The following is a 20,065-nucleotide window of genomic DNA, read 5'->3' as shown; positions in this document are numbered from 1 at the left end:
CAGTTCATGCCGAGTGGCTTGCGTGGGTCGGGTGCTGAATTATTCAGCCTTGATGCCAGCGGCTTTGATCACCTCGGCCCATTTCGCAACTTCGGTTTTCTGGTACTCGCCCAGTTCGGCAGGTGTCATGGTGGACGGCACCATGCCAAACCCTTTCAGGCGCGCTTGCACCTCGGGTGTGGCAACGATCTTCATGATCTCGGCGTGCAACCGGTCGACAATGGGCTGCGGTGTCCCGGCGGGTGCAAACACGGCTTGCCAGGAACCCATGTCGAACCCGCGCTGGCCGGCCTCGGCGATGGTGGGCACCTCTGGCAAAGACTCCAGTCGCTTGGAACTGGTCACGACGATGGGGCGCAACCGTCCCGACTGGATGTGTGGGCCCACCACCAGTGACGTGTCAAACATCATGTCCACTTGATTACCGAGCAAGGCCTGAACGGCAGGACCGGAGCCCCGGAAGGGAACGTGGGTGAACTTCACGCCCGTCTGGTAAGCCAGCAATTCCATGGCCATGTGCGGAGAGGTGCCGATGCCTGCCGAAGCCGAAGTCATGCCGCCGTTTTTGGCCTTGCTGGCGGCCAGAACTTCATTCAGCGTTTTGTGAGAACTGGTCGCCGGGACGGCCAACACCAGCGGACCCGATCCCAGCATGGCGATGGGAGCGAAGGACTTCACTGGGTCGTACCCAATGGGGTTGGTGTACAGGCTGATGTTGATGGCGTGTGAGCTGATGGTGCCACCCAGAATGGTGTAACCATCGGCGGGCGCACGGGAGGCAGCGGCCGAACCAACGCTACCACCGGCACCGGCTTTGTTGTCAATCACCACCTGGGTACCCAACGCAGTGGCCAGCGCTGGGGCAATCAGGCGGGCCAACGTGTCGGTGTTGCCACCAGGAGCAAATGGCACCACGAAAGTGATGGGCTTGGCCGTTGGCCAGCCGCTTTGGGCCGAGGCGGGCTGGATGGCAAATGCTGCTGCAAGCAAGGCGGTGCCTGTGGCAAAAGTATGGCGAATCAGGGTGCGGCGTTGCATGGAGTATCTCCTTGGGGTGGGTGGATGGGAAAATGGCGTGCTGGGTGGGAAAGCATTTTTAAAAACGCGGCTGCTCACCAGTGAAGGCGGGGGCGTACTTGCGCATCTGGGCCAGGTCGTCGCGGTAACGGATGGATGTGTTCAGGTAGTTGTCGTGCAGGCGCGCCAGGGCTTCACGGTCCAGCGTCACGCCTAGGCCGGGGGTGCGGGTCACGCGCAGGCTCCCATCTTCGAACCTCATGCGGCCACCCTGCACCACCTCGTCGTCCTGCCAGGGGTAATGGGTATCGCAGGCATAGGACAGCTGGGGCACCGAAGCGGCCAGGTGGGTCATCGCCATCAGACTGATGCCCAGGTGCGAGTTGGAGTGCATCGACAGGCCCAAGCCGAAGGTCTGGCACATCGTGGCCAGGCGTTGGGTGGCGCGCAGACCGCCCCAGTAGTGGTGATCAGACAGCACGATCTTGACCGGGCAGCCCATCTCTACATTGCGGCGGAATTCCTTCAGGTCGGTGACCACCATGTTGGTGGCCAGCGGCACCTCGCACTGCCGGGCGACCTCGGCCATGCCCTCCAGGCCAGGGGCCGGGTCTTCGTAGTACTCCAGTACGCCACGCAGCTGTTCTACCACCTTCAGGCTGGTTGGCACCGTCCAGTTGGCATTGGGGTCGATGCGCAGCGGCGCACCAGGAAAAGCCTGGGCCAGTGCCAACAGGGCTTGTACTTCTTGCTCAGGCGGCAAGGCTCCGGCTTTGAGCTTGATGCTTTTGAAACCATAGGTCGAGATCATTTGGCGCGCTTGCGCCACCATCTGCTCGGGCGTGGTGCCCTCACCCCAAGGGTCTGCCGCATAAGGTTGACCCAGGTGCTCGGCGTACTTGAAGAACAGGTAGGCGCTGAACGGCACCGCATCGCGTGCCGCACCGCCCAGCAAATCCACAATCGGGGCACCCGCCACCTGACCCTGTAAATCGAGCATGGCCACTTCAAAAGCACTGATGACCTTGGCCACATTTTTTGACACATGTGTGCCGGGGGCCAACGAAATCTTTTCACCCAAAAACTCGGATCCGGTTTTGGCGGGAGTTACCAGCGCGGCCACGCGGTTCTCCATGGTGTTCAGGCTCCAGGGCGACAAACCTTGCAAGGCCGGTGCAGCCTTGGCCAACGCCTCCAGCATGGGTAAATCGCCATAGGTCTCGTTGATGCCCACGCGCCCACAAGCGGTTTCGATCTCAATGATCGAGCGCAACGCCCAAGGTTCGTGGATACCCGCCGCATTGAGCAGAGGCGGATCACGGAACGCGATGGGCGTGATGCGCACGTGGCGGATGGCAAGAGGCGTCATGAAGTTACAGGTTCTATTTCATCAAAAAAGGGGCTGAGATCTGCGGTGTTCTGCTACATTGGGATCCAGAGATTCATGTGATAAGTTGTCGTACAAGTAAATTATCAGATTCACCGCAAAAACTGGAATGCGTACTTACCCGATGAACACACCCCAAGTCGACACAGGAAAGCGAAAATCGCGCAGTCTGACCTTTGAACTGGTCGATCAGCTGAGCACCGAAATTCAGAATGGCTCTTTGAGCAGTGGCCAAAAACTGCCCACCGAAGCCGCCATCATGGCGCGTTTTGGGGTCAGCCGCACCGTGGTGAGGGAGGCGATTTCAAAGTTACAGGCGGCCGGGTTGGTCGAAACACGGCACGGAATTGGGACCTTCGTGCTGGCACAAGTCGACACACCCTCCTTTCGGGTCCATCAGAACCAGCTGAGCACCTTGCACGATGTGATCGCCTTGCTGGAATTGCGCATCAGCATAGAGACCGAAGCCGCCGCGTTGGCAGCCGTGAGGCGCTCCGACAGCAATCTGCGGGTCATGCAAGACGCCATGATCGCGTTTTCCAACGCCATCGAAGAAGGGCGCGATGCGATCGCCGCCGACTTCCAGTTTCACCATGAAATTGCCCGCGCCACGCAAAACAACCACTTCGCAGACATGATGAATTCGCTCGGGGCGCAGTCGATTCCACGGGCCCGACTGGAGACCAACCCGGTTGTCGATGAGACCCGATTGGCGTATTTGCGACGCGTGCACCAAGAGCATGAAAACATCCTGAACGCCATCGCCGCACAAGACGCCGTGTCGGCCCGCGCGGCCATGCGCACCCACCTGTCCAACAGCCGCGACCGGCACAAAAAAGGCGCCTCCAGTCACCACTGAACACGGTGACAAGGGTTAACACGCATCACCGATGCGGGTTTAAGTTGTACGATGTCTTTCGAATTAACGGACATTTCCCCCATGCCTCAGTCATCTTCCACACCTGTCGTCACCCGCATGCAGGTGATCCCCGTGGCGGGCCACGACGGCATGCTGATGAACCTCAGCGGCGCCCACGGCCCCTATTTCACCCGCAACATCGTCATCCTGACCGACTCGGCAGGCCGCACCGGTCTGGGCGAAGTGCCCGGCGGCGAAAAAATCCGCCAAACCCTGGAAGACGCCCGCCCCTTGGTTGAAGGCCAGTCGATAGGCAACTACAACCGCCTGCTGAACGCCATGCGCCAGCAGTTTGCAGACCGCGACAGCGGTGGCCGGGGCAACCAGACGTTTGACCTGCGCACCACCATCCACGCCGTGACAGCCGTTGAGTCGGCTTTGCTGGATTTGCTGGGCCAACACCTGAACGTCCCCGTCTGCGCCCTGTTGGGTGACGGCCAGCAGCGCCAGCGGGTGCAGATGTTGGGCTACCTTTTTTATGTGGGCGACCGACAGCAAACTGATTTGGCTTACCGCAGCGAACCCGACCAGCCCGACGACTGGCTGCGCTTGCGCCACGACAAAACCATGACGCCCGAAGCCGTGGTGCGGTTGGCCGAAGCCGCACAGGCCCGCTATGGCTTTCAGGACTTCAAGCTCAAAGGCGGCGTGCTGCGCGGCGAAGAAGAGGTCGAGGCGGTGTTGGCGCTGCACGAGCGCTTTCCCAAAGCCCGCATCACCCTGGACCCGAACGGCGGTTGGCTGCTCAAAGACGCCATTCGTCTTTTGCGCGACCACCGCAACACCATGGCCTATGCCGAAGACCCCTGCGGTGCAGAAGGCGTGTTCTCAGGCCGCGAGGTCATGGCCGAATTTCGCCGCGCCACCGGCTTGCTGACGGCCACCAACATGGTGGCCACCGACTGGCGCGAGATGGCGCACAGCATCCAGCTGCAGTCGGTCGACATCCCGCTGGCCGACCCGCATTTTTGGACACTGCAGGGCTCGGTGCGCGTGGCGCAGTTGTGCCAGATGTACGACCTGACTTGGGGCTCGCACTCCAACAACCACTTTGATATCTCGTTGGCCATGTTCACCCAGTGCGCCGCTGCTGCGCCGGGCAAAGTCACGGCCATCGACACCCACTGGATCTGGCAAGACGGCCAGTTCCTCACCCAAGATCCGCTGCAAATCAAAGATGGTTATGTGGATGTACCCACGAAACCCGGCTTAGGCATTGCGGTAGACATGGACGCGGTGATGAAAGCCAACCAGCTTTACCAGCAACACGGCCTGGGCGCACGCAACGATGCCATCGCCATGCAGTACCTGATCCCCGGCTGGAAGTTCGACCACAAGATGCCTTGCATGGTGCGCTAAGACCTTGTGCACATTTGCCCCAACACAAGCCCCCCACATTCACCTCTTAAGGAAACCCACCATGGACATGCCTGTCAACCATTTCAAACACGCGATCAAATCTGGTCAAAAACAAATCGGCCTGTGGTCGCACCTGTGCAGCAACATCAGCACCGAGATCCTGGCGCACTGCGGCTTTGACTGGCTGCTGCTGGACATGGAGCATTCGCCCAACGACCTGACGGAAATCGTGGCGCAACTGCAGGCCATGAAAGGCAGCCCAACGACTGCCATCGTGCGCCCCCCGTGGAACGACATGGTGACCTTCAAGCGCTTGCTCGATGTGGGCGTGCAAACCTTGTTGGTGCCCTACATCCAGACCGAAGAAGAAGCCCTGCAGGCGGTGTCCTACACCCGATACCCACCGCACGGCGTGCGCGGTTATGCCGGTGCGCCACGCGCCAGCCACTATGGCCGAGTCAAGGGCTATGCACAGAAAAGCAGCGACGAAATTTGTCTCTTGCTTCAGGTCGAAACCGTTTTGGGCCTGCAAAACATTGAGGCCATTGCCAACGTGGATGGAGTAGACGGCGTGTTCATCGGCCCCGGCGACTTGTCGGCAGCGCTCGGCCACCTGGGCAACCCCAAGCACCCCGACGTGCTGAAAGTCATTGACGAGTCGATTGCTCGCATCAAGGCCTGCGGCAAAGCAGCGGGCATCCTCACAGGCGACGAAGCCCTGGCCAAACACTATGTGGACCAAGGCTGTCTGTTTGTCGCCGTGGGGGCCGACCAGAACGTGCTGCGCGACAGCGCCACGGCACTGGCTGGCCGATTCAAAGCCTGAACAGATCGCTTGCCATGCTGCCCAAACCCGCATCGCCTCTGCGTTTTTCTCGCCTGCTGCTGACGGGTGCCGCTGGTTATTTGGGGCGCGAGATGCGCCCGCGCCTCAAAGCCTATTGCGAGGTGCTGCGGTTGAGCGACCGCAATGACCTGGGCAGCGCTGCCGAAGGCGAAGAGGTTCAGATCACATCGCTCGAAAACAAGGACCAAGTCACAACGCTGCTACAAGGCGTGAACGCTGTGGTGCATCTGGGCGGCATTTCTACCGAGCAGCCTTGGGACACCATTTTGGCGGGCAACATCTTGGGCATGGTCAACCTGTACGAGGCCGCAAGGCTGCAAGGCGTCAAGCGGATCGTGTTTGCCAGTTCCAATCATGTCACTGGTTTTTACAGGCAAGACGAAGTGGTCAACACCCGCATGCCGCCCAAACCCGATGGGTTTTATGGCCTGTCCAAAGCCTTTGGCGAAGATGTAGCCCAGATGTACTGGGACCGCTGGAGCATCGAAACAGTGAGCATCCGCATCGGCTCTTCTACCCCCGAACCCAAAGACCGCCGCATGCTGGCCACCTGGCTGAGCTTTGACGACCTAGAGCGTCTGGTGGTGGCCGCACTCACCGCCCCCATCGTCGGCCACAGCATCATCTACGGCATGTCAGACAACCAGACCACCTGGTGGGACAACACCCACGCCAAACACATCGGTTACCGCCCGCTGGATTCGTCCGACGTGTTCCGCCCGACTGTCGAAGCCCGTCAGCAAAGCATCGACAAGAATGATCCAGCCGCGATTTACCAAGGCGGCGCGTTCGTCAAGGCAACGCCGCACGGGTGAAAGCACAGCTCACAAGAAATTTCAAACGGGTTGTCTCAAGTTTCACAGCACCCGGCATGACCTGCGGCTACCATGGGCGACTTTCAAAAATCGCTTGCCCCCCTGCCGGAGACAAACCATGACCGTGATCACCACCATCGAAGACCTGCGGGTTTTGGCCGAAAAGCGCGTGCCGCGCATGTTTTATGACTACGCCGACAGCGGCTCCTGGACCGAGGGCACTTACCGCGCCAACGAAGACGACTTCCAAAAGATCAAGCTGCGCCAGCGCGTGGCGGTGAACATGGAAAACCGCACCACTGCCACGAAGATGGTGGGCATCGACACCAAAATGCCCGTTTGCATCGCCCCCGTGGGCCTGACAGGCATGCAGCATGCCGATGGCGAAATGCACGCCGCCATGGCCGCCAAGAAGTTCGGCATCCCCTTCACGCTGTCCACCATGAGCATCTGCTCGATTGAAGACATCGCAGCCCACACCCAAGCGCCGTTTTGGTTTCAGCTGTACATGATGCGCGACCGCGAGGCCATGGCCCGCATGATCGACCGCTGCAAGGCCGCCAACGTCAGCGCCATGGTGCTCACGCTCGATTTGCAGGTGATCGGCCAGCGCCACAAAGACCTGAAAAACGGCCTGACCGCGCCTCCCCGCCCCACCATTGCCAACATCATCAACCTGATGACCAAGCCCCGCTGGTGTTTGGGCATGGCCGGCACCAAACGCCACACCTTTGGCAACCTGGTGGGCCACGTCAAGGCTGTGAGCAACATGAAGTCGCTGGCTTCTTGGACCAACGAGCAGTTTGACCCGACCCTCAATTGGGAAGACATCGCCTGGGTCAAGAAGCAATGGGGCGGCAAGCTGATCTTGAAGGGCATCATGGACGTGGAAGACGCCAAGTTGGCCGTGGCCAGCGGCGCTGACGCGATTGTGGTCAGCAACCACGGCGGCCGCCAACTCGACGGCGCGCCCAGCAGCATCGAAGCCCTGCCCGCCATCGTGGCAGCGGTTGGTGACAAGATTGAAGTCTGGATGGACGGCGGCATCCGCAGCGGCCAAGACGTTTTGAAGGCTTGGGCGCTTGGCGCCAAAGGCACCATGATCGGCCGCGCCATGGCCTACGGCTTGGGCGCCATGGGTGAAGCGGGCGTGACCAAGGCCCTGCAAATCATCCACAAAGAGCTGGACATCACCATGGCCTTTTGCGGCCACACCGACATCCAGAATGTCAACACCAACATCTTGTTGCCGGGCACCTTTCCGAAGGCCTGAATAAAGGCTTCAGGGCCTGCCACCCACGCTATGCTTGCTGGGTGACCACCGCCCCAATTGCTCACCCCGTGCGCCGCATTGCCCACCTCGACATGGACGCGTTTTACGCTTCCTGCGAGTTGCTGCGCTACCCGCAGCTCAAAGGCTTGCCGGTGGTCATAGGCGGCGGCAGGCGCAAAGAAGACGACCTGCTGGGCAAGCTGCAAGCGGCCTACCCCGATGGCGAATGGACCGAAGGCAGCTTTGCCGAGCGGCTGGACCGCATTCCGGTGGATTTTTTCCCACGCATCGAGGGCTACACCGGACGCGGCGTGATCACCACCGCCACCTATGCAGCGCGGCAGTTCGGCATCGGCTCGGCCATGGGCCTGATGAAGGCCGCCAAGCTCTGCCCGCAAGCCATCCTTTTACCGGTGGACTTTGAGCGGTATCGGTACTTTTCCCGCACCTTCAAAAGCATCATCACCGACATCGCCCCCGTCATGCAGGACCGCGGCGTGGACGAGGTTTACATCGACTTCACCGACGTACCTGGCGGTCAGCGCGAAGGCGGGCGGGTGCTGGCGCGCTTGATCCAAAAAAGCATTTTTGAGGCCACAGGCCTGACCTGCTCGATTGGCGTGGCGCCCAACAAACTCATCGCCAAGATGGCCAGCGAGTTCAACAAACCCAATGGCATCTCGGTCGTGCATGAGGCCGACCTGCAAAGCCTGATCTGGCCCCTGGTCTGCCGCAAGATCAACGGGGTGGGCCCCAAAGCCGATGAAAAACTCAAAGGCTTTGGCATCCACACCATCGGCGAACTGGCCGCACGCGAACCGCATTGGCTGATTGAAAACTTTGGCAAAAGCTACGGCGCTTGGCTGCACGAAGCGGCTTGGGGCCGCGACGACCGGCCGCTGGAAACCGAGAGCGAGCCCGTCAGCATGAGCCGCGAAACCACCTTTGAGCGCGACCTGCACGCCGTGCGCGACCGTGCCGAGCTGGGCGCCGTCTTCACCCGCCTGTGCCAGCAAGTGGCCGCCGACTTGCAGCGCAAAGGCTACGAAGGCAAAACCATCGGCATCAAGCTGCGGTATGACAACTTTCAGGCCGTCACACGTGACCAGACCCTGACCGAATACACCGCCGATGCCAAGCGCATCCGACTGATTGCCGGCCAATGCCTCAAGCGGGTGGACCTGTCACGCCGCATACGGCTGTTGGGTGTGCGGGTGGGGTCGCTGGTCAAGGCCGGGACAGTGCCCACACCTCTGGCCTCTTACAGTGAAGCATCTGCCAACCCACCACCCCAAGTGAATGACCATGGACAAACTGAGCTGCTTTTCCCTGAAGACTGAGGACCACATTGCCCACCTGGTGCTGAACCGCCCCGATGCGATGAACACCATGCACCCCACTTTTTGGCGCGAGTTGCACGAGGTGCTGACCGACATCCACAAGGCCGGCACCGCCCGGGCGCTGGTGATCTCCAGCACCGGCAAACACTTCAGCGCGGGCATGGACCTGAAGACCTTTGGCAGCGCCATCCTGATGGACGACACCAGCGCCGAAGGCCGCTCTGCGGTGTACGACCTGCTGACCGACATGCAGCACACCTTCACCCTGCTCGAAGAACTGCGCATCCCGGTCATTGCCGCCATCCAGGGCGGCTGCATTGGCGGCGCGGTGGACATGGTCACCGCCTGCTGCATGCGTTATGCATCGGCCGATGCGTTCTTCTGCATCCAAGAAATCAACATCGGCATGGTGGCCGACGTGGGCACGCTGCAGCGCCTGCCCAAGCTGCTGCCCATGGCGCTGGTGAAAGAACTGGCCTACACGGGCAGGCGCCTGGGTGCCGACAAGGCCCTGGCCCACGGCCTGGTGAACGAGGTGCTGCCCACCCACGAAGCCACCGTGGCCGCCGCCCTGCAAGCGGCCAAAGAGATTGCCAGCAAACCGCCCGTGGCCATTTGGGGCACCAAGCAAGTGCTGCACTACGCCCGCGACCACAGCACCGAAGACAGCCTGCGCCACATGGGCTGGCTGCAAGGCGCCATCTGGAGCAACGCCAACGTGCGCGAGGCCATCAGCGCCATGCAACAAAAACGCGAGGCGAACTTTGCGCCGCTGCCTGCGCTCAAGGGGTTTCGGGAGTTTGGTTGAGGGCTGAGCCAAGCCCCGTGCAAAAAATTGGATTACACCGAGTCAAACGGGTTGAACACTTCGAAACCCAGCGTCTGAAAGTCCGCCGCATTCCGGGTGGCCACGGTCAATCCATGCACCTTGGCGGTTGCGGCAATCATGGCGTCTTCATAGAGCGTGTCTGACTTGCGGTGCATCAACTTCGCCCAAGCCGTGAAGGCTGCGGCGTCCATGGGCAAGACGTTGTACGCGCCCGCCACTAAGGCCAACCAGTCTTCAATTTGCTGGGCCTTATCGGGGTCCTGTTCCCGTGTCAGCTCGATGCCCGCTTGAATTTCGCCCAGCGTGACCGCCGACACGTAAAGCTGAGCGTCATCCAGCGTTTCCAGCCAAGCCACAACGCCGCCGTGCGGGCGCGGCTTGCGCAACTCAGACACCACATTGGAGTCCAGCAAATAGCGCTGCGTCACAGCATCGGTTCCACAGGTCGACGTTTGGCTTGTCCTCGCGGCGGCACGATCAAGTCGGTGCGGGCTTGGTCCGAGAGCAGCAGTTGCTTCAGCGAGGGGCGAGCTGCCGACTGCATACGCCGCCACTCCTGCACGGGCACCAACACGGCAGCTTCAGCGCCACGTCGGGTGACCATTTGCGGCCCCTCGACCAGGCACGCATCCAAAAACTCACTGAACCGCGCTTTCGCGTCTTGTACTGGCCATGTATGCATCTCAGCCCCCTCGAACTAGTCAGCCATCTAGTCTGCTCACAATTTCCACCCCTGTCAAGCCAAACAGCGGTTTGCCTTCCTTGGGCACTGGCACACTTGACCCCAAACAAGTCACAAGCCCATGAAAATCTTCCACAACACCCGCCATGCCGAGCACTCGGGCCGTCAAGAAATGTACCGGTGCCAGGTTTGAAACTTGAAGACTGGATAGCTTGATCGTTAACCTACCAGCCAAATAAACCTACTTGGTTATAATTCACAATGGAGAAAAGTACCCCTCACTGCAAGCTGGCCGTTGTCCAGGGGCTGGTGGAGAGTGGTCATGTCAGGGCGACAGCGAGCGCGTTCAGTGGGGCTCTTGAGCTTGGCATCAGCGACTTGGCCGGAATGTGTGCCGTCGTCATGTCCCTGACCTCTGCCAACTTTTACAAGAGCATGACGACCCATGCGGATCACCGGATATGGCAGGACGTGTACCACGCCAAGACCCCCAGCGGCGCTGAGGTGTATCTCAAGCTGACTGTCATCGACGACGTTTTGATTGTTTCATTCAAGGAGCTGTGACCATGAAATGCCCATGCTGTGGAGCGGCTGAACTGATCCACGATACCCGCGACATGCCCTATGTCTACAAGGGAGAAAGCACCACCATTCCCGACGTGACGGGTGATTTTTGTCCTGCCTGCGGCGAAGCCGTCTTGAACCGCGAACACGGTGACCGATACAGCGACTTGCTTGGGGCGCATCAAAGGCAAGTGAACGCTGCTTATGTTGACCCTGCCTACATTGCCAAAGTGCGCAAGAAGCTCGACCTCGACCAACGCGAAGCTGCCGATATTTTTGGCGGTGGCGTGAATGCGTTTTCTCGCTACGAGAACGGCAAGACCAAACCGCCGCTGGCTTTGGTCAAGTTGCTCAAGGTGCTGGACCGCCACCCCGATTTGCTGAGCGAGGTCAGAGCGGCGTAGCGCCCCGATTGATTTTCGCGTCTTGCGCCGTGCGGTAGCCCCCCACCCCCTTCACATAAGCCAGTAACTCCCCAAAAAACGGATGCCTGCAAAGCGTGAACGAGTCGCCCACCAGCAGCAATTTGCGCCGTGCGCGGGTCATGCCCACGTTCATGCGGCGAATGTCAGACAGGAAGCCGATCTCGCCTTGGGCATTGCTGCGCGTCAAGGTGATGGCAATGATGTCGCGCTCTTGGCCCTGAAACGAATCGACGGTGCCCACACTGAGTCTGCGTTGCAGCAGCAAACCATTCAGCACAGCGCTGTCTTCGATGGCCTCTTTCAAATAGTTGATTTGGGCGCGGTACGGCGCGATGACGCCGATGGTGAGCGGGCGCTGATCTGGGTCGGTGGGCTCGCCCAGCGCAATCAGCTGCGCCAGGCGCTCCAGCAGCAAGTGGGCTTCTTCGGGGTTGGCGGTGGAGCGGCTTTCGGGGATGGCCAGTTCTTCATAGCCGCAGCCCGCCGTGTCGATGAATTCCACGGGCAGGTCGGTTGCAAAGCGCGGGTCATACGCGGCCAAGTCGGCATAGCGGACGCTTTGGTGCGGCACCAGTTGACCGCCATAAAACTTCTCGGAGCTGAAGCCCATGATGTGCGCATGCATGCGGTATTGCACCTTCAGCATGCGGGCCGTGTGGGGTTGGCGCTGGATGCACTTTTCAAACAGGGTTTCGCGCAGGCCTTCGCGGGCGGCTTTTTCGCTTTTGACGGTGGGTGGCAGTTGGTGGTGGTCGCCCGCCAACACCAGACGCTGGCCCTTGGCAATCGGAATCCAGCAACCCGGCTCCAAGGCCTGGGCGGCTTCGTCAATAAACACGGTCTCAAAGCCCAGGTAGCGAATGTGGCGGTGGCTGGCACCCACCAGCGTGCAGGTGATGACCTGCACCGATTCGAGCACGTCCTCGGTCATGAATCGCTCCAAGTCGTCGGCGGCTTGGCGCAGCGTGCGCGCTTCTTCGCGCAGCCATTGGCGGCGCTGTTGCTCCTCAAAACCAAAGTGGCGCACGCGTTCACTGGCCGTCTCGCGGTGCTGCTCAGCGGTTTGGCGCATGGCGTGCATCTTGGCGTAGCTGGCGTGGGCCATCACCCCGGCGTCGAGCGTGTGCTGGAGCAGCAGATCCGACACGCGGCTGGGGTTGCCCAGGCGGATCACACTCACACCGCACTCGGCCAGCTTTTCGGTCAGCAGGTCCACGGCGGTATTGGAGGGGGCGCACACCAGCACGCGCCGCTCGCGCCGGATGGTTTCCAAAATGGCCTGCACCAGCGTGGTGGTTTTGCCCGTGCCGGGCGGGCCGTGGACGATGGCCACGTCTTGCGCCGTGACCACATGGCGCACCGCCGCCAGCTGCGAGTCGTTGAGCGCACTGGGGTAAAACAGGTCGTCGGCTTGGGGCTCGCGAAAAGTTGCCTGCCGTGCGCCCAGCAACACGTCGCGCAGTTCGGCCAAGCGGTTACCGTCTGCAGCCATGACCGCGCTCAGGGCCTGGTTCATCTCGCGGTAACTGACCTCGTCAAAGGTCAGGTCAATGCCTAACGTGCTTCCGTTGAGGGTGCTGCCATTTGGGCTGCTGCCGTTCAGCACCCAGTCGGGCAGCGCTTCTTTGGTGGTGGCCAGCAGCAGCTTGTTGCGCCGCACGCGGGTCACCACGCCACTCACCACGGGCCGATCAGGCCCCGAGTAGCCGGGCGCACTGCTGAACAGCGCCGCAGCCGCCCCCACCTGAAACAAATGCAGGTCTTGCCGATGCGCCGGGCGCTCCAGCTCCAGCACCACCTTGCCCCCAAAACCAATGTCTTCTTGGGTGATGGTGACGGGGTACCAAGTCAGGCCACGCCGACGGCGCTCTTTGATGCTGGCACTGGCATTTTTGAGCTTGAACTGCGCCTGGTCTTCCTGTTGCTCAAGGTGCATGAGCGCACGCACATGGCGCAGCTCGTGTTCAACAGAGAGATGTGCGGTGGGGGTGGGGTCTTGGTTGGCCAAAAGAGATGGTCTTTAACGCTGCACCTTGTGCGTGACGAATTTCACAAGGCCCTCGCTGGCTTCTTCAATCAAATCCAGCACATGCTCAAAGCCCTGGTCTCCACCGTAGTAAGGGTCGGGGATCACCGGGGCCTGCGTGGTGAGCAAAAACTCCGCCAAGCCACGGATCTTGTGTTGGTGCTGTGCGGGGCATCTTTCTTCCAAAAGTGCACGGTTGTCCCAATCCATGGTCAAGAGCAAATCAAAGGTTTCAAAGTCACTGTCCACCACCGGCCTGGCCCTCAGGTGCGCCAGCTCGTAACCTCTTTTGAGCGCATGCTTTTGGCTGCGTTCATCGGGCGGTGCGTCGGGGTGGAAGTTGTGCGTACCTGCCGAGTCCACTTGGACTTTGTGCAATAGGTTTTGCTCAGCCAGCCGTTTGAAGAAAACCGCTTCGGCTGTGGGGCTTCGGCAGATGTTGCCCATGCAGACAAACAGGATTTTGTAAGCATTTTCGTTCATGTCGTGCGGGGTGCTGGGTGTGTGGGGTCAAAACCTTGACCAAAACAATCGCTGGAAACTCGGATCATCCACTCTGTTTGACATCGCCCGCCTGAGCAGAAGCGGGCAATCCGAAGACCCGGTCGAAGCACCAAGTGAATGCGATGGCATAGAAGAAAAAGAAGGCCAGCAGGCCCAAGTTGGCCAGTAAGGCAGCGGTGATCGAAATGTCCAGCCACAGCGACATGACGGGCAAAAGAATGATGACCAAGCCGCCTTCAAAACCGGCCCCGTGCGCCAGCCGCCGGGCAAAGGAACGGCCACGCACCGATTGACGCGACTCCCAGCGCTCAAAGAGCCAGTTAAAGACGTAGTTCCACGTCAGCGCAATGCTCGACAACACGACCGCCAGACTCAAGGTGGAGGCAGGCGACTTGTCAAAGGCCAGGCTTAACACCGGCCCAACCACGGCGATGGCAATGGCTTCGTACAACAAGGCCTGAACAACGCGGCGGGTGGTGGGTGACATGTTGGGGAACGGGGTGAAGGGGTTCACTGCCGAGCCGTGCGCACGTTGGGAGGCAGCGCACCGGGCGCGCTGGTGCGCCAAGGGTTGATGTCCAGCCCACCGCGCCGGGTGTAGCGGGCGTACACCGTCAGGGTGGTGGGTTTGCAGCGCGTCCAGATGTCCATGAAGATGCGTTCTACGCATTGCTCATGAAACTCGTTGTGGTTGCGAAAACTCACGATGTATTGCAGCAGGCCCGCTTGCTCGATCTGCGGGCCACTGTAGGTGATTTGCACGCTGCCCCAATCGGGCTGGCCCGTCACCAAACAATTGCTTTTGAGCAAGTGGCTGACCAGGGTTTCGCTCACAGGCAGCTCTTCGGCGTTGGCGCTCAACAAGTCAGGCGCAGGCTCGTAACGTGTGCACTCAATGTCCATGCGGTCCAGGTTCAGGCCGTCGAGCTCGTGCACCGGTTCGGCGTCAAACTGTTCTTGCAGCAGCAGCTTCACGCCCACACTGGCCTGCACCGCGCCACCGTGCCAGGTGGCTGCGCTGATGTCGCGGCGGATCATGTCGCGCACCACGTCGGCGCTGTCTAGGCGCGTGTTGTTGAAGCTGTTGAGGTACAGCTTGAAGGACTTGCTCTCGACAATGTGCGTGCTTTCGGCAGGCACGGTGATGTGCGCCAGCGCCACCTGCGGCTTGCCTTTGGTGTTGAGCCAGGACAGCTCGAACGCGGTCCACATATCGGCCCCAAAAAACACCGGCTGCCCGGTGACGCCGATCTCGGCCCGCTTGGTGGCGCGGGGAATGGGGAACAGCAAGCTGGCGTCGTACTGGTCCACATAGGCACTGGACTTGCCCAGCTGCGATTGTTCGGGGGTGTTCATGCTTGCACCTTGCGACGGAACACCAGACGGTCGGGTTCAGAGACAGCGGCGTCATAGGCATAGCCTTCCAGGTCAAAGCCCAGCAGGCCTTCCGGGTGGGTGATGCGGTTTTGCACCGCATACCGCGCCATCAGGCCCCGCGCCCGTTTGGCGTTGAAGCTGATGATTTTGTATTTGCCGCCTTTGAAGTCTTCAAACACGCATTCGATCACGCGGGCCTTGAGGGTTTTGCGGTCCACCGACTTGAAATACTCTTGCGAGGCCAAGTTGACGATGACCGGGGTTTTGTCTTGGGCCAGCTGGGCGTTCAGGTATTCGGCAATTTGCGGTCCCCAAAATTTGTAAAGGTTGCTGCCCTTGTCGGTCTGCAGTGTGGTGCCCATTTCCAGGCGGTAGGGCTGCATCCAGTCCAGCGGGCGCAGCACGCCATACAGACCGCTCAAAATGCCCACATGGGTTTGCGCCCAGTCCAGGTCTTGCGCCGACAGGGTCTTGGCGTCCAGGCCCTCGTACACGTCACCATTGAAGGCCAGCACGGCTTGCTTGGCATTTTTGGCGGTGAACTTAGGGGTCCAGGCTTCGTAGCGGGCCACGTTCAGGGCCGACAGTGCGTCCGACAAGTCCATCAGCTCGGCGATTTGCTGGGGCGACTTTTGGCGCAGCACCTCAATGAGGGCCTGCGATTGCGGCACAAACTGCGGCAGCGTGTGGGGCACGCCTGCGGCGGGGGTTTCGTAGTCCAGAGATTTGGCGGGTGACAATAAGAACAACATGCTCGACATCCTTTACCTGGACGATTATCTCGCCATCGTGCACAAACCTGCGGGCTGGCTGGTGCATCGCACCCCGCTGGACAAGGGTGAAACCCGCTTTGTGCTGCAAACCCTGCGCGAACAGATCGGGCGGCATGTCTGGCCCGTGCACCGCTTGGACAAAGGCACCAGCGGCGTGTTGCTGTTTACACTGAGCGCCGATGTGGCGCGAACGCTGGGGCAAGCTTTTGAGTCAGGCGCGGGCCTGCACAAAACTTACCGGGCCATCGTGCGCGGCTGGCCTTTGGACCAAGGCCTGATTGACCACCCCTTGAAGCGCATGCCCGACGACATGCGCACCGAGCGCACAGAAGTGCAGCCCGCCCAAAGCCGCTTTGCTACATTGCGCCGCTTTGAGTTGCCAATACCGCAGAACCGGCCCCAGTCCCAACCCCAGCAAGGCTTTGCCAGTACTCGCTGCGCCGAAGTGGCTCTGGAGCCGCTGACAGGCCGTCGCCATCAACTGCGGCGCCACATGAAGCACATCGCGCACCCGATCATTGGTGACGCCACGCACGGCAAAGGGCCGCTGAACCGCGCGGTGGCTGATTTGATCGGGCTGCAGCGGTTGTGGCTGCACGCGGAAAGTCTGGAACTGCCCCACCCCGTCAGCGGGCAGTTGCTGACCATCGATGCGCCATTGCAAGCTGAATGGGTCATTTGGGACGAATTTCCAGAATGCCCGAGTGCGGGCAGTGATTGATGTCACGCAGAAGATAAGCCTCGCCTCTTGATTTGCCTAAGATCGCACGTTTCGCGTTGGGATTGCCGCCCAATTGCCCATGCCGCGCTGGCTGTGCCAGCGCCACCCATGCCACCCTCCACGCCCCACACCATGAGCCTGCTGTTCACCCCCTTCACCTTCAACGCACCCTCCGGACCCCTCACCCTGCCCAACCGCATCGTGATCGCACCCATGTGCCAATACTCGGCCGACAACGGCCAGGCCACCGATTGGCACCTGACACACTGGACCAACTTGCTCAACAGCGGCGCGGGCCTGTTCACCATCGAGGCCACAGCCGTGTCGGCCGTGGGCCGCATCAGCCCCGGCTGCTTGGGCCTGTGGGACGATGCCACGCAAGCGGCGCTGGGTGACAAACTGCACCGTGCCCGCCGCTTGGCCCCGCACATGCCCGTGTGCATCCAAATCGGCCATGCAGGCCGCAAGGCATCGAGCGCTGCCCCTTGGGATGGCGGCATGCTGATCGCCCCCGAAGACGGTGGCTGGCAGCCCGTGGCCCCGAGCGCCCTGCCCCACCTGCCCAATGAAGCGTCTCCCACCGAGATGAGCCTGGCCGACATCGCACAACTCAAGGCCGACTTTGTCAACACCGCCCGCCGCAGCCACGAACTGGGCATTGAGGCCATCGAGTTGCACGCAGCGCACGGTTATTTGCTGCACGAGTTTCTGTCGCCGATTTCCAACCAGCGCACCGACGCGTATGGTGGCTCGTTTGAAAACCGCATTCGCTTGCCGATGGAGGTCTTCAAAGCGGTGCGCGAGGCTTTTGGCGGGACGCTGGGCATGCGTATTTCGGGCACCGACTGGGTCGATGGTGGCTGGACGGTTGAAGACACCGCAGAGCTGTCTGTCCAGCTCAAACAAGCCGGGGCGCAGTTCGTGCACATCTCATCGGGCGGTGTCTCGCCTTTGCAAAAAATTGCCTTGGGGCCAGAGTACCAAGTGCACTTGGCCAAAGCGGTCAAGGCCAAATCGGACCTGACCACCATCGCCGTGGGCCTGATCACAGAGCCTGCTCAGGCTGAAGCTGTGCTGCAGCGTGGCGACGCCGATCTGGTGGCGTTGGCCCGCAGCTTTCTGTACAAGCCGCGCTGGGGCTGGGAAGCGGCCGTGGCCCTGGGCGGCACCGTCGACTCACAACACCAGTACTGGCGCAGCCTGCCTCGCGAAGCCAAAAACATTTTCAATGACGCCAAGATTGGCATGCGCTGATTTCATAAAACCACAGCAAGAGAGAGAGACTCATGAGCACACGTCGCCATTTATCCAAACTGCTGGCCTTGGCCACTCTGTGCGCCCCCTTGGCCTTGATGGCCCAGGCCTTCCCCAGCAAGCCGATCACCCTGGTGGTGCCCGTGCCGCCAGGCGGCCTGGTGGATACATCGGCCCGCCTGATCTCTGAGCCTTTGGGCCGTTTGATGGGCCAGTCGGTCGTGATCGACAACAAAGGTGGTGCCAGCGGCAACTTGGCTTACCAACAGGTGGCACGCAGCCCCAAAGATGGCCACACTTTGCTGGTGTCTTACTCGGGGTACCACATTGCCAACCCCATACTCATGAGCAAACTGCCATGGGAGTTGAAAGATTTGACACCCGTGGGCTTGATCACCGTGGCCACCAACGTGGTGGCGGTGCACCCCTCGGTGCCGGCCAACAACATGCGTGAATTCATCGCGTTTTTGAAGCAAAACCCAGGCAAGCTGAACTATGCCTCTCAAGGCAATGGTTCGGTCTCTCACATCGGCACCGAAATCTTCAAGCAACAAACTGCCGTGGATTTGGTGCATGTGCCCTACAAGGGTTCGGGCCAGGCCATTGCTGATGTGTTGGCTGGCCAGGTTCAGGTGTTCATGACCACACCGCCCTCGGTGATGCAACACATCCAGGCGGGCAAGCTCAAGGCGCTGGCTGTGACGGGCAAAAAACGCCACCCCGGCATGCCCCAAGTGCCCACCATGGCCGAAGCGGGTTACCCCAACATTGATCTGGAAGCTTGGGTGGCCCTGTACGCCCCTGCCGGCACGCCAACAGCCACCGTGAACCAACTGGCTGATGCGGTCAAGCGCAGTCTGGACTTGCCCGAGAGCAAGCAGCGGGCTGACCAAGCGGGCATTGAGGTGCGCTTTCTTCCTCCAGCCGATATGACCAAACTGCTGGACCGAGAAATCGCAGACTGGACCCAGGCCATCAAGACGGCCAACATCAAGTTGGATTGAAAAAAGCCCCGCATCTGCGAGGCTGAGAAACCAAGTCCCAGTGGTACTAACGCTGGGACTTTTTGTTTTTTAAAGCGCGATCAACTGTTTGGCCAGAGCGTTCAGTCGTGTACCTGGACGCGTCAAATCGGTGACGATGCTGAAGTGGTTAAGGCCGCCCAAGTCTTCGCATACGGGCACGGTTTTGGGGCCCCAAGCTTGGTGAATCAAACGGTTGTGGCGCAAAAATTCGGGGCTTTCGTCGCCACCGGCCACGGTGTACAGCACACCTTGGCGTGGACGCTGCCATCTGGCGGGGCTGGCCATGCGCACATGGGCCGGGGTGATGCGCAAATCGGCCTGCACAAACGGCGTTTTACGAATAGGCTCCAAGTCAAACAAGCCAGAGATCGACATGGCTTTGCGGACCAGGCCCGCAGGCAAATCGGGCCCCACTTGCTTCCAGTGGCATCCCAGCAACATGGCCGCCAAATGGCCGCCCGCTGAATGGCCAATGGCACTGATGCGGCTGCGGTCACCACCATGCTCGGCAATGTGCCGCCAGACCCAGGCGGTGGCCTTGGCCATCTGCAAACCGATGTCGGGGATGGTGACGGGTTGCTCGGGGGTGCCGGGGCACAAGGCGTAATTGACCACCACCACACAGGCACCCATGTCACGCAGGGCTGGGGCCACAAAAGAGTGGTCGGATTTGTCGAGGCTGCGCCAGTAACCACCGTGGATGAAGATCACCACAGGCGCGTTGGCGTCTTGGGCCGGGAAGATGTCCAGCGTCTCGCCGGGGCCTTCGCCATAGCGCACATCGAGCGTGGACTTCAGTTGGGCGCGGGCTGTCACCGACGCGTTTTGCCAATGGGCAAAATGGTCGGCGAAGTCGGGCACCAAAGCCCGGTTGTTGTACATGCGATCGTGCCATTCGGCATTTTTGATGGCCATGCGGGTCTCCTTG

At 60.6% G+C, this 20,065-nt stretch carries 22 protein-coding genes; 12 read left to right on the top strand and 10 right to left on the bottom strand.

Going from position 1 to position 20,065, the window contains the following annotated elements; translation table 11 throughout:
• Nucleotides 1–39: 39 nt before the first annotated feature.
• On the bottom strand, nt 40–1,038 hold the full coding sequence (locus Q1M54_RS03890; protein ID WP_300554198.1) for a tripartite tricarboxylate transporter substrate binding protein: 999 nt from the start codon (nt 1,036–1,038) through the stop codon (nt 40–42).
• A gap of 58 nt (nt 1,039–1,096) precedes the next feature.
• Nucleotides 1,097–2,386 (bottom strand): glucarate dehydratase family protein, encoded by a 1,290-nt coding sequence (locus tag Q1M54_RS03885; RefSeq protein ID WP_300554195.1) that lies wholly within the window; start codon nt 2,384–2,386, stop codon nt 1,097–1,099.
• A 142-nt stretch (nt 2,387–2,528) separates the two neighbouring features.
• Here Q1M54_RS03885 and Q1M54_RS03880 point away from each other — a divergent pair, with 142 nt between their 5' ends.
• From Q1M54_RS03880 to Q1M54_RS03850, 7 genes are all read left to right on the top strand, one after another.
• Nucleotides 2,529–3,263 (top strand): FadR/GntR family transcriptional regulator, encoded by a 735-nt coding sequence (locus Q1M54_RS03880; protein WP_300554192.1) that lies wholly within the window; start codon nt 2,529–2,531, stop codon nt 3,261–3,263.
• A gap of 81 nt (nt 3,264–3,344) precedes the next feature.
• Nucleotides 3,345–4,682, top strand: coding sequence for a glucarate dehydratase (gudD, locus tag Q1M54_RS03875; RefSeq protein WP_300554190.1), 1,338 nt, complete (start codon nt 3,345–3,347; stop codon nt 4,680–4,682).
• Between the two features lie 61 nt (nt 4,683–4,743).
• Nucleotides 4,744–5,508: an aldolase/citrate lyase family protein gene (locus Q1M54_RS03870; protein ID WP_300554187.1), complete on the top strand. Its 765-nt coding sequence runs from the start codon at nt 4,744–4,746 to the stop codon at nt 5,506–5,508.
• A 14-nt stretch (nt 5,509–5,522) separates the two neighbouring features.
• Entirely contained in the window at nt 5,523–6,344 is an 822-nt protein-coding gene (locus Q1M54_RS03865; protein WP_300554185.1) for an NAD(P)-dependent oxidoreductase, read from the top strand.
• Between the two features lie 118 nt (nt 6,345–6,462).
• Nucleotides 6,463–7,617: an alpha-hydroxy acid oxidase gene (locus Q1M54_RS03860; RefSeq protein ID WP_300554182.1), complete on the top strand. Its 1,155-nt coding sequence runs from the start codon at nt 6,463–6,465 to the stop codon at nt 7,615–7,617.
• A gap of 92 nt (nt 7,618–7,709) precedes the next feature.
• Entirely contained in the window at nt 7,710–8,957 is a 1,248-nt protein-coding gene (gene dinB, locus Q1M54_RS03855; RefSeq protein WP_300554552.1) for a DNA polymerase IV, read from the top strand.
• On the top strand, nt 8,923–9,765 hold the full coding sequence (locus Q1M54_RS03850) for an enoyl-CoA hydratase-related protein (RefSeq protein WP_300554179.1): 843 nt from the start codon (nt 8,923–8,925) through the stop codon (nt 9,763–9,765). Before dinB ends, Q1M54_RS03850 begins: the two co-directional genes overlap by 35 nt.
• A 32-nt stretch (nt 9,766–9,797) precedes the next feature.
• Here Q1M54_RS03850 and Q1M54_RS03845 read toward each other — a convergent pair whose 3' ends face one another.
• Both Q1M54_RS03845 and Q1M54_RS03840 read right to left on the bottom strand, forming a co-directional pair.
• Nucleotides 9,798–10,214 carry a type II toxin-antitoxin system VapC family toxin gene (locus Q1M54_RS03845; RefSeq protein ID WP_300554177.1) on the bottom strand — a complete coding sequence of 139 codons (417 nt, stop codon included), beginning with the start codon at nt 10,212–10,214 and terminating at the stop codon, nt 9,798–9,800.
• The gene (locus Q1M54_RS03840) at nt 10,211–10,468 is read right to left on the bottom strand and encodes a type II toxin-antitoxin system Phd/YefM family antitoxin (protein ID WP_108371375.1); all 258 of its coding nucleotides are present in this window, start codon (nt 10,466–10,468) and stop codon (nt 10,211–10,213) included. Before Q1M54_RS03840 ends, Q1M54_RS03845 begins: the two co-directional genes overlap by 4 nt.
• A gap of 261 nt (nt 10,469–10,729) precedes the next feature.
• On the opposite strand from Q1M54_RS03840, the gene Q1M54_RS03835 reads away from it, so the two are divergent.
• Both Q1M54_RS03835 and Q1M54_RS03830 read left to right on the top strand, forming a co-directional pair.
• Nucleotides 10,730–11,032 (top strand): type II toxin-antitoxin system MqsR family toxin, encoded by a 303-nt coding sequence (locus Q1M54_RS03835; protein ID WP_300554171.1) that lies wholly within the window; start codon nt 10,730–10,732, stop codon nt 11,030–11,032.
• A 2-nt stretch (nt 11,033–11,034) separates the two neighbouring features.
• The gene (locus tag Q1M54_RS03830; RefSeq protein WP_300554169.1) at nt 11,035–11,436 is read left to right on the top strand and encodes a type II toxin-antitoxin system MqsA family antitoxin; all 402 of its coding nucleotides are present in this window, start codon (nt 11,035–11,037) and stop codon (nt 11,434–11,436) included.
• Here the strand turns inward: Q1M54_RS03830 and Q1M54_RS03825 are convergent.
• From Q1M54_RS03825 to yaaA, 5 genes are all read right to left on the bottom strand, one after another.
• Nucleotides 11,423–13,465: an IGHMBP2 family helicase gene (locus Q1M54_RS03825; protein WP_300554166.1), complete on the bottom strand. Its 2,043-nt coding sequence runs from the start codon at nt 13,463–13,465 to the stop codon at nt 11,423–11,425. The two genes, Q1M54_RS03830 and Q1M54_RS03825, sit on opposite strands and share 14 nt — an antisense overlap.
• A gap of 12 nt (nt 13,466–13,477) precedes the next feature.
• Nucleotides 13,478–13,966: a low molecular weight protein-tyrosine-phosphatase gene (locus tag Q1M54_RS03820; protein WP_300554163.1), complete on the bottom strand. Its 489-nt coding sequence runs from the start codon at nt 13,964–13,966 to the stop codon at nt 13,478–13,480.
• 64 nt (nt 13,967–14,030) lie between these two features.
• On the bottom strand, nt 14,031–14,474 hold the full coding sequence (locus tag Q1M54_RS03815) for a PACE efflux transporter (protein ID WP_300554160.1): 444 nt from the start codon (nt 14,472–14,474) through the stop codon (nt 14,031–14,033).
• Between the two features lie 23 nt (nt 14,475–14,497).
• Nucleotides 14,498–15,343, bottom strand: coding sequence for an NADPH-dependent 7-cyano-7-deazaguanine reductase QueF (queF, locus tag Q1M54_RS03810; protein ID WP_300554157.1), 846 nt, complete (start codon nt 15,341–15,343; stop codon nt 14,498–14,500).
• Nucleotides 15,340–16,116, bottom strand: a complete 777-nt coding sequence (gene yaaA, locus Q1M54_RS03805) for a peroxide stress protein YaaA (RefSeq protein ID WP_300554154.1) — start codon at nt 16,114–16,116, stop codon at nt 15,340–15,342. The genes queF and yaaA overlap by 4 nt, the downstream gene beginning before the upstream one ends.
• Between yaaA and Q1M54_RS03800 the strand changes: the two genes are divergently transcribed.
• The 3 genes from Q1M54_RS03800 (at nt 16,115) to Q1M54_RS03790 (ending at nt 19,116) form a co-directional block, all read left to right on the top strand.
• Nucleotides 16,115–16,858, top strand: coding sequence for a pseudouridine synthase (locus tag Q1M54_RS03800; protein ID WP_300554151.1), 744 nt, complete (start codon nt 16,115–16,117; stop codon nt 16,856–16,858). The genes yaaA and Q1M54_RS03800 overlap by 2 nt on opposite strands.
• Before the next feature lie 132 nt (nt 16,859–16,990).
• A complete protein-coding gene (locus Q1M54_RS03795) occupies nt 16,991–18,112 on the top strand; it encodes an NADH:flavin oxidoreductase/NADH oxidase (RefSeq protein WP_300554148.1) in 1,122 nt (373 codons plus the stop codon).
• Between the two features lie 32 nt (nt 18,113–18,144).
• A complete protein-coding gene (locus tag Q1M54_RS03790) occupies nt 18,145–19,116 on the top strand; it encodes a tripartite tricarboxylate transporter substrate binding protein (protein ID WP_300554146.1) in 972 nt (323 codons plus the stop codon).
• A 69-nt stretch (nt 19,117–19,185) separates the two neighbouring features.
• Here Q1M54_RS03790 and Q1M54_RS03785 read toward each other — a convergent pair whose 3' ends face one another.
• Nucleotides 19,186–20,052: an alpha/beta hydrolase gene (locus Q1M54_RS03785; RefSeq protein WP_300554144.1), complete on the bottom strand. Its 867-nt coding sequence runs from the start codon at nt 20,050–20,052 to the stop codon at nt 19,186–19,188.
• Between the last annotated feature and the right edge of the window lie 13 nt (nt 20,053–20,065).

Origin of the sequence: Limnohabitans sp. Rim8, from assembly GCF_943326455.1 — a bacterium.
Lineage (GTDB): Bacteria > Pseudomonadota > Gammaproteobacteria > Burkholderiales > Burkholderiaceae_C > Limnohabitans_A.
The sequence above is the reverse complement of the archived record's forward strand: the minus strand, read 5'-3'. Positions and strand labels throughout refer to the sequence as shown.

Bases quoted from the DNA above. Each gene is read 5' to 3' on its own strand.
- Q1M54_RS03785 (WP_300554144.1), bottom strand. From the start codon at position 20,052: ATGGCCATCAAAAATGCCGAATGGCACGATCGCATGTACAACAACCGG.
- Q1M54_RS03840 (WP_108371375.1), bottom strand. From the start codon at position 10,468: ATGCATACATGGCCAGTACAAGACGCGAAAGCGCGGTTCAGTGAGTTT.
- Q1M54_RS03880 (WP_300554192.1), top strand. From the start codon at position 2,529: ATGAACACACCCCAAGTCGACACAGGAAAGCGAAAATCGCGCAGTCTG.
- Q1M54_RS03865 (WP_300554185.1), top strand. From the start codon at position 5,523: ATGCTGCCCAAACCCGCATCGCCTCTGCGTTTTTCTCGCCTGCTGCTG.
- Q1M54_RS03860 (WP_300554182.1), top strand. From the start codon at position 6,463: ATGACCGTGATCACCACCATCGAAGACCTGCGGGTTTTGGCCGAAAAG.
- Q1M54_RS03815 (WP_300554160.1), bottom strand. From the start codon at position 14,474: ATGTCACCCACCACCCGCCGCGTTGTTCAGGCCTTGTTGTACGAAGCC.
- queF (WP_300554157.1), bottom strand. From the start codon at position 15,343: ATGAACACCCCCGAACAATCGCAGCTGGGCAAGTCCAGTGCCTATGTG.
- Q1M54_RS03820 (WP_300554163.1), bottom strand. From the start codon at position 13,966: ATGAACGAAAATGCTTACAAAATCCTGTTTGTCTGCATGGGCAACATC.
- Q1M54_RS03850 (WP_300554179.1), top strand. From the start codon at position 8,923: ATGGACAAACTGAGCTGCTTTTCCCTGAAGACTGAGGACCACATTGCC.
- Q1M54_RS03890 (WP_300554198.1), bottom strand. From the start codon at position 1,038: ATGCAACGCCGCACCCTGATTCGCCATACTTTTGCCACAGGCACCGCC.
- Q1M54_RS03835 (WP_300554171.1), top strand. From the start codon at position 10,730: ATGGAGAAAAGTACCCCTCACTGCAAGCTGGCCGTTGTCCAGGGGCTG.
- Q1M54_RS03795 (WP_300554148.1), top strand. From the start codon at position 16,991: ATGAGCCTGCTGTTCACCCCCTTCACCTTCAACGCACCCTCCGGACCC.
- Q1M54_RS03870 (WP_300554187.1), top strand. From the start codon at position 4,744: ATGGACATGCCTGTCAACCATTTCAAACACGCGATCAAATCTGGTCAA.
- Q1M54_RS03830 (WP_300554169.1), top strand. From the start codon at position 11,035: ATGAAATGCCCATGCTGTGGAGCGGCTGAACTGATCCACGATACCCGC.
- yaaA (WP_300554154.1), bottom strand. From the start codon at position 16,116: ATGTTGTTCTTATTGTCACCCGCCAAATCTCTGGACTACGAAACCCCC.
- dinB (WP_300554552.1), top strand. From the start codon at position 7,710: ATGGACGCGTTTTACGCTTCCTGCGAGTTGCTGCGCTACCCGCAGCTC.
- Q1M54_RS03800 (WP_300554151.1), top strand. From the start codon at position 16,115: ATGCTCGACATCCTTTACCTGGACGATTATCTCGCCATCGTGCACAAA.
- Q1M54_RS03790 (WP_300554146.1), top strand. From the start codon at position 18,145: ATGAGCACACGTCGCCATTTATCCAAACTGCTGGCCTTGGCCACTCTG.
- gudD (WP_300554190.1), top strand. From the start codon at position 3,345: ATGCCTCAGTCATCTTCCACACCTGTCGTCACCCGCATGCAGGTGATC.
- Q1M54_RS03885 (WP_300554195.1), bottom strand. From the start codon at position 2,386: ATGACGCCTCTTGCCATCCGCCACGTGCGCATCACGCCCATCGCGTTC.